Genomic DNA, 6,550 nt, shown 5'->3' with positions numbered 1-6,550 from the left:
CGCGAGGTTCGTCATGTTATGAGGATAACTTAAGGAGCACACGTAGTCGAGTGTCACTCATCTTTTGTGGATAAAAGTTTCGTATCTTTGTTCAGCAGCACGGCTGTTTGGCCGCGCGGCGCCACCGAGTCAGCGCTGAGCCCGCGGCCTGACCGGCAGCAACGCTCGGTGCCGTGGCGCAGGTTGGGGACGACGGTGGATCCTCTCACGTGCGCCCGCTTTACGGAACGCGTGCCGGGAGGTGCAATGTGGCACGGGAACCCTGATGACTGACTCGCCGGGTCTCGACGGGCTTGACCACCGACGGGGCCGCGACTTCGAGGCGCAGACAGGCCCAGGCCCAGGACTGACGCGGGTCGCCCCGCCGACAGGTCCGCTACCGGCAGGTCTGTGACTTTCGGATGGATCCGTCCGAGTTCTAGCCGACCCAGAAGGGTGCCGTCTCTGTAGGTATCTCGCTGAATCTCCATGGTCTCCTCCGCGCCGTACCGGGCATGCTACTTCGCTGCACTGTTCCTCCGGGCTCGTTGACAGCGGCCCTCGCGGGGACCTAGTATGAAATCGTTTCCATGGAAACGATTCCACGACTACATTGATACCCGCACGAACACGAAGAGGTGAGAGATGGTTGCCATCACGATCAAGGATGTCGCCGCCCTGGCCGGCGTCTCCGTGGCCACGGCCTCCCGGGTCCTGTCCGGCAGCCCGGCCACCTCGCCCGCGGCTCGGGCTGGCGTCGCCGCCGCGGCCGCCCAGCTCGACTACCGGCCCAACGCCCAGGCCCGCGCCCTGCGCAGCACCCACACCGAGTCCATCGGCCTGCTGGTGTCGGATGTGCGCAACCCCTTCTTCGCCGACCTCGCCCACACGGTCGAACAGGCCGCCCTGGCTGCCGGCTATGTCACGCTGCTCGGCAACGCGAATGAGCGCAAGGAACAGCAGGACCGGTACCTGGACACCCTGATCTCCAGGCGAGTGGACGGCATCGTCGTGGCACCGCTCGGGGACGGCAGCGGCAGCATCCGTTCGCTGATCGAACGCAAGATCCCGACCGTCTTCGTGGACCGCACCGTGGACGGCCTCGATGTGCCGAGCGTGACCACGGACAGCGAAACCGGCATCCGCCAGGCTGTTGCACACCTGGCCGCGGCCGGCCACACCCGCATCGGCTACATCTCGGGCCCGCAGGCCATTTCGACCGGCCGGGACCGGTTCGCCGCCTTCACTCGCGCGGTGGCCGAGTTCGGCCTCAGCCAGGACCCCGACTTGGTCTACTTCGGCGACTTCCAGGCCGCCAGTGGCTCGGCCGGCGTGCACGCGCTGCTCGAACTGCGCCAGCCGCCCACCGCCCTGCTCGCCGCCGACAGCCCGATGGCCGTGGGCGCGATCGCCATTCTTCACAAGCGCGGGCTGCGTATCGGCCGGGACGTGGCTTTGATCGCGTTCGACGACATCGAGTGGTTCGCCCTGCTCGACCCGGCGCTCAGCGTCATCTCGCACAGTGTCGAGGACATGGGCCGGATCGCCGTGAAGATGCTGCTCGAGGTCATTGGCGGAGGCACCCCCGAGTCGGTGGTGCTGCCCAGCGAACTGATCATCCGGGCGTCGTCCTCGGCGCCCATCTCAGGAGTGCCCGATTCACCCGCAGCCGTTTCACCCGCATCCGGGCCGAGCCCGAGGAAGAACTGACATGAGTCAACAACCACTGGTCACCCTGCAGAACGTGGGCAAGACCTTCGGACCGGTGACGGTCATCAAAGACGTCACCGTCAGCGTCTACGCCGGCAAGGTGCAGGTGCTGCTGGGCGAGAACGGCGCCGGCAAGTCCACCCTGATCAAGATGATGGCGGGGGTGTACCAGCCGGACGCCGGCCACATCGTGGTGGACGGGCAGACAGTCACCCTGCCCACCACCCGCGCGGCCGAGGAACTCGGCATCGCCACGATCCACCAGGAACTGAACCTCGTTCCCACCATGAGCATCGCCGAGAACGTGATGCTGGGGCGGATGCCCACCAAGCACGGCCTGGTCGACCGCAGCGCCCTGCGCAATCGGGCGCGTGCCGCCCTCGCCCTGATCGGCCTCGACGTCGACGTGGACACCCTGGTCGGCGACCTCGGCATCGCCCGGCAGCAGCTGGTCGAGATCGCCAAGGCGCTCAGCATCAACGCCCGCATCCTGATCCTGGACGAGCCCACCGCGGCACTGACCCGCCACGAGACCGAGAGCCTGTTCGCCGTGATGACCGACCTGCGCCGCCGTGGGGTGGGCATGCTGTTCATCAGCCACCACCTTGACGAGATCGCCGAGGTCGGCGACACCGTGACCGTGCTGCGCGACGGCGAGTTCATCGCCGAGGTGCCGGCCTCCACCCCCGAAGACGACCTCGTGAAGCTGATGGTCGGCCGCAACATCGAAGACCATTTCCCGCGGTCGGCCGGCGACGTGAGCCAGGCGACCGAGATCCTCACGGTCGACAAGCTCACCTCGGCCGGCTCGTTCAGCGACATCAGCTTCAGCGTCAAGGCGGGCGAGGTGCTTGGCATCGCCGGGCTGGTCGGCGCGGGGCGCACCGAACTGATCCGCGCGATCGCAGGCGCCGACCGGTACACCTCCGGCACGGTCGCCGTGCGCGGCCGGCAGCTGCCGAACGGCAGCATCCAGGCGGCAATCGCAGCGGGCATCGGGCACGTGCCCGAAGACCGCAAGGGACAGGGGCTGGTGCTCGACGCATCCGTCAACGACAACCTCGGCTACGCCACGCTCGCCGCCACCGCGAAGCTGGGTCTGGTCGACTTCGCCGGCCAACGCAGCCGGGCCGCCGAGGTGGCCATGAAACTGCGCATCCGGATGCACACCATCGACCAGTCGATCGGCGCACTCTCCGGGGGCAACCAGCAAAAAGCCGTGTTCGGCCGCTGGATCATCGCCGCCTCCACGGTGCTGCTCCTCGACGAGCCCACCCGCGGCGTCGATGTGGGCGCCAAGGTCGAGATCTATGAACTGATGAACGCGATCACGGCGGCCGGGGGAGCGATTCTGATGGTCTCCAGTGAACTGCCCGAGATTCTCGGCATGAGCGACCGCATCCTCGTGATGCGCGACGGCCGGATCGCCGGCGAGCTCACCGCCGCCGAGGCCACCCAAGACGCAGTCATGACACTCGCCGCCCGCGATGTCGACGAGAAGTACGAACAGAGATAGGGAAACCACCATGTCCACCACAACCCTGCCGCTGAAGCGCCGCGGTCTCGACTACAAGAAGTTCCTCGCCAACAACGGCGCCCTCGTCGGCCTCGTCGTTCTCTGCATCGCCCTGTTCATCGCGACTCCCGACTTCCTGACCGCGCAGAACCTGCTCAACATCGGCATCCAGGTGTCCACGGTGGCCGTGCTGGCCTTCGGGATGACCTTCGTCATCGTGGCCGGCGGAATCGACCTCTCGGTGGGTGCCGTGGCGGCCCTGTCGGCCATGTCGTCGGGCTGGATGTTCGCCAGCGCCGGCCTCCCCGGCTGGATCGCCCTCCTGGGTGGTCTGTTCGTCGGAGCCCTGGCCGGCACCATCAACGGTTTGGCCAACGCCTACGGCAAGCTGCCCTCGTTCATCGCCACGCTCGCCATGCTCAGCGTGGCCCGCGGACTGACCCTGGTCATCTCCGACGGCCGTCCGATCTCGACGCCGGCCGAGGTCTCCTTCCTCGGCGGCAACCTGGGCCCGGTGCCGATGCCGATCATCATCCTTGTGCTCGCCGCCCTGGCCGCTTCCTTCCTGCTCAACCGGACTGTCATCGGCCGCTCGATGTACGCGGTCGGCGGCAACGCCGAAGCCGCCCGGCTGTCGGGACTGCCGGTCAAGCGCATCCTGGTCACCGTCTTCGCCCTGGCCGGACTATTCGCCGCACTTGCCGGGCTCCTGCTCGCCGGGCGCCTCGACTCCGCGCAGCCGCAGGCCGCGGCCGGCTACGAACTCGACGCCATCGCGGCCGTCGTGATCGGCGGCGCCTCCCTCGCCGGTGGCCTCGGCAAGATCTCAGGCACCTTCGTCGGTGCCCTCGTGCTCGTAGTCATCCGCAATGGCCTGAACCTGCTCAACGTGACGTCGTTCTGGCAGCAGGTTGTGATCGGACTCGTGATCGCCCTCGCCGTGGGCGTCGACGTGCTCCGCCGCAAGACCCGCAGCAGCTGACCAGGCCGGCGGCCGACATCCGTCACCCCCTCTACCTTTCTCCTCACCCATCAATAACCACAAAGGAATACACAATGAAGTCCTCCTCGTTTCGCAAAATCGCGGCGCTGACCGCCACCGCCGCCCTGATTCTGGTGGGCACTACGGCCTGCGGCCGTGGTGGCGGGTCTGAGGCGTCGGGCACCAAGATCGTGCTGGCCGTCTCCACCCTGAACAACCCGTTCTTCGTGGAACTGCGCGATGGCGCGCAGGCTGCCGCCGACGAGGCCGGCGTGCAGCTGAACATCGTCGACGCCCAGAACGACTCGGCCACGCAGGCCAATCAGCTCGCCACCGCCGCCTCCGGCAGCACCAAGGCCGTCATCGTGAACCCGGTGGACTCCGACGCCGCCTCCTCCGCCGTGAACGACCTCCTCAGCGCGGGTATTCCGGTCATCGGGGTCGACCGCACGGTCAACGGCGCCGACCTGAACTCACTCGTCGCCAGCGACAACGTGGCCGGTGGCCGTCAGGCTGCCGACGCCCTCGCCGAGGCCATGGGCGAAACGGGCAGCGTCATCCACCTGCAGGGTGTCTCCGGCACCTCGGCCAGCCGTGACCGCGGCCAGGGCTTCGAAGAGGGCATGAAGGCCTACCCGAACATCACCGTGGTCGCCAAGCAGACCGCCAACTTCGACCGCGCCGCCGCGCTCGACGTGACCACGAACCTGCTGCAGGCCAACCCCGGCGCGACCGGCCTCTTCGCTGAGAACGATGAAATGGCGCTCGGCGCCATCCAGGCGCTCGGGTCGCGGGCCGGCACCGAGGTCGCGGTCGTCGGCTTCGACGGCACGGCAGACGGACTCGCCGCCATCGAGGCAGGCACCCTGGTTGCCACCATCGCTCAGCAGCCGGCCGAACTCGGCAAGCTCGCCGTTGAACTGGCCATCAAGGCCATCGCCGGCGACACGATCGAGAAGACCGTTCCGGTCGAGGTCGTCTCCGTCACGAAGACGAATGTCGGCGACTTCGCCAAGTGAGTTACTCCGCCAGCACGGTCGTCGTCGTCGGGTCGATCAACGTCGACCAGCTGATCACCATCGAACGCCACCCGCTGCCCGGTGAGACCCTCATCGGAACGTCGATGGAGTTCCTCCCCGGAGGAAAAGGAGCCAACCAGGCCGTCGCGGCTGCCCAGCTGGGCGCCGCGGTGATTATGGTCGGCCTGGTCGGCCGGGATCCGCAGGCCGAGGTCGCGACTGCGATCCTGACCCGCTCCGGAGTGAACTTGTCGAATGTGCGCGCGGTGGACGGCCCGACCGGCCTGGCACTCGTCACGGTCGCCGCCGACGGCGAAAACACCATCGTGATCATCCCCGGCGCCAACGCACTGCTGGGCGCGGAGGCCGTTGAGGCCAGCGCGACCGTCATCGCGGAGGCCGCCGTGGTGGTGCTTCAGGGTGAGATTCCCGCGGAGGGCATCGTGGCGGCAATGCGGCTGGCCACCGGCCGGGTGGTGCTGAACCTGGCGCCCGTGATCGAACTGGATGCCGCGAGCATCCGTCGGGCCGACCCGCTGGTCGTCAACGAGCACGAGGCTGCCCTCGTGCTCGCGCAGCTCGCCCCGAAAATGGTCATCCCCACCGAGGACGCCGAGCTCGTCGCCCGGCTCCTCGACTGGGGCGTTCCCTCGGTCGTGCTCACCCGCGGTGCGAAGGGCGCGATCTGCGCCGACCGGGACGGTACCCACAGTCTGGCGTCGCCACGGGTCGTTGCCGTGGACAGCTCGGGCGCCGGCGACGCATTCGTCGGCGCCCTCAGCGCGCAGCTCGCGGCCGGGTCGAGCCTGTCCGAGTCCGTGCGCCGGGCCGTGCGCGTGGGTGCCTTCGCAGTGCAGTCGCGCGGCACGCAGACGTCGTATCCCTCCCTGGCCGACGAGCTGCCGCTGGTACGCGCATGAAGCGCCGCGGCATCCTGAACGCCGACCTCTCCGGCGCCCTGGCCCGCCTCGGGCACACGGATGTCGTTCTCCTCGCGGACTGCGGCATGCCGATCCCGGCCGGCGTTCCCGTGATCGACCTGGCGCTTGTGCATGGTGTGCCGCGCTTCGAGCAGGTGCTTGACGCCCTGCTCGAGGAGATGGTGTTCCAGCGCTGCGTGGCCGCGGAGGAGGCGAAAACCGCCCCCGCCGGGGTCTGGCTGGCCGACCGGTTCGACGCGATCGAGTACATCAGCCACGCCGAGTTGAAGGACCTGTCGGCCTCGGCGAAGCTATTCATCCGTTCGGGGGAGGCGACGCCGTTCGCGAACGCGGCGCTGGTCTGCGGCGTCTCGTTCTAGACGTCTCGTTCTAGGCGTCTCGTTCCCGAACGAATTGGTTCACA

The 6,550-nt window shown here is 68.0% G+C and carries 6 protein-coding genes; all 6 read left to right on the top strand.

Going from position 1 to position 6,550, the window contains the following annotated elements:
• The first annotated feature begins 624 nt into the window (after positions 1-624).
• The 6 genes from E3O54_RS06165 (at position 625) to rbsD (ending at position 6,506) form a co-directional block, all read left to right on the top strand.
• Positions 625-1,689 (top strand): LacI family DNA-binding transcriptional regulator, encoded by a 1,065-nt coding sequence (locus E3O54_RS06165; RefSeq protein ID WP_104100058.1) that lies wholly within the window; start codon positions 625-627, stop codon positions 1,687-1,689.
• Between the two features lies 1 nt (position 1,690).
• Positions 1,691-3,205 (top strand): sugar ABC transporter ATP-binding protein, encoded by a 1,515-nt coding sequence (locus E3O54_RS06160; protein ID WP_134343183.1) that lies wholly within the window; start codon positions 1,691-1,693, stop codon positions 3,203-3,205.
• A gap of 10 nt (positions 3,206-3,215) precedes the next feature.
• Positions 3,216-4,187, top strand: a complete 972-nt coding sequence (locus E3O54_RS06155) for an ABC transporter permease (RefSeq protein WP_104100060.1) — start codon at positions 3,216-3,218, stop codon at positions 4,185-4,187.
• Positions 4,188-4,261: 74 nt separating this feature from the next.
• The gene (locus E3O54_RS06150) at positions 4,262-5,206 is read left to right on the top strand and encodes a substrate-binding domain-containing protein (RefSeq protein WP_104100061.1); all 945 of its coding nucleotides are present in this window, start codon (positions 4,262-4,264) and stop codon (positions 5,204-5,206) included.
• A complete protein-coding gene (locus E3O54_RS06145) occupies positions 5,203-6,126 on the top strand; it encodes a ribokinase (protein WP_134343182.1) in 924 nt (307 codons plus the stop codon). The genes E3O54_RS06150 and E3O54_RS06145 overlap by 4 nt, the downstream gene beginning before the upstream one ends.
• Positions 6,123-6,506, top strand: coding sequence for a D-ribose pyranase (gene rbsD / locus E3O54_RS06140; protein ID WP_104170697.1), 384 nt, complete (start codon positions 6,123-6,125; stop codon positions 6,504-6,506). The genes E3O54_RS06145 and rbsD overlap by 4 nt, the downstream gene beginning before the upstream one ends.
• The last annotated feature ends 44 nt before the right edge of the window (positions 6,507-6,550 follow it).

It is taken from the genome of Cryobacterium sp. TMT2-4, assembly GCF_004402575.1.
In the GTDB taxonomy this organism is placed as follows: Bacteria; Actinomycetota; Actinomycetes; order Actinomycetales; family Microbacteriaceae; genus Cryobacterium; species Cryobacterium sandaracinum.
Note: the sequence above shows the minus strand (reverse complement) of the source record. Positions and strands in the feature narration are given on the sequence as shown.

Excerpts from the sequence above, each read along its gene's own strand:
- E3O54_RS06155 (WP_104100060.1), top strand. The coding sequence starts at position 3,216 with ATGTCCACCACAACCCTGCCGCTGAAGCGCCGCGGTCTCGACTACAAG.
- rbsD (WP_104170697.1), top strand. The coding sequence starts at position 6,123 with ATGAAGCGCCGCGGCATCCTGAACGCCGACCTCTCCGGCGCCCTGGCC.
- E3O54_RS06160 (WP_134343183.1), top strand. The coding sequence starts at position 1,691 with ATGAGTCAACAACCACTGGTCACCCTGCAGAACGTGGGCAAGACCTTC.
- E3O54_RS06165 (WP_104100058.1), top strand. The coding sequence starts at position 625 with ATGGTTGCCATCACGATCAAGGATGTCGCCGCCCTGGCCGGCGTCTCC.
- E3O54_RS06150 (WP_104100061.1), top strand. The coding sequence starts at position 4,262 with ATGAAGTCCTCCTCGTTTCGCAAAATCGCGGCGCTGACCGCCACCGCC.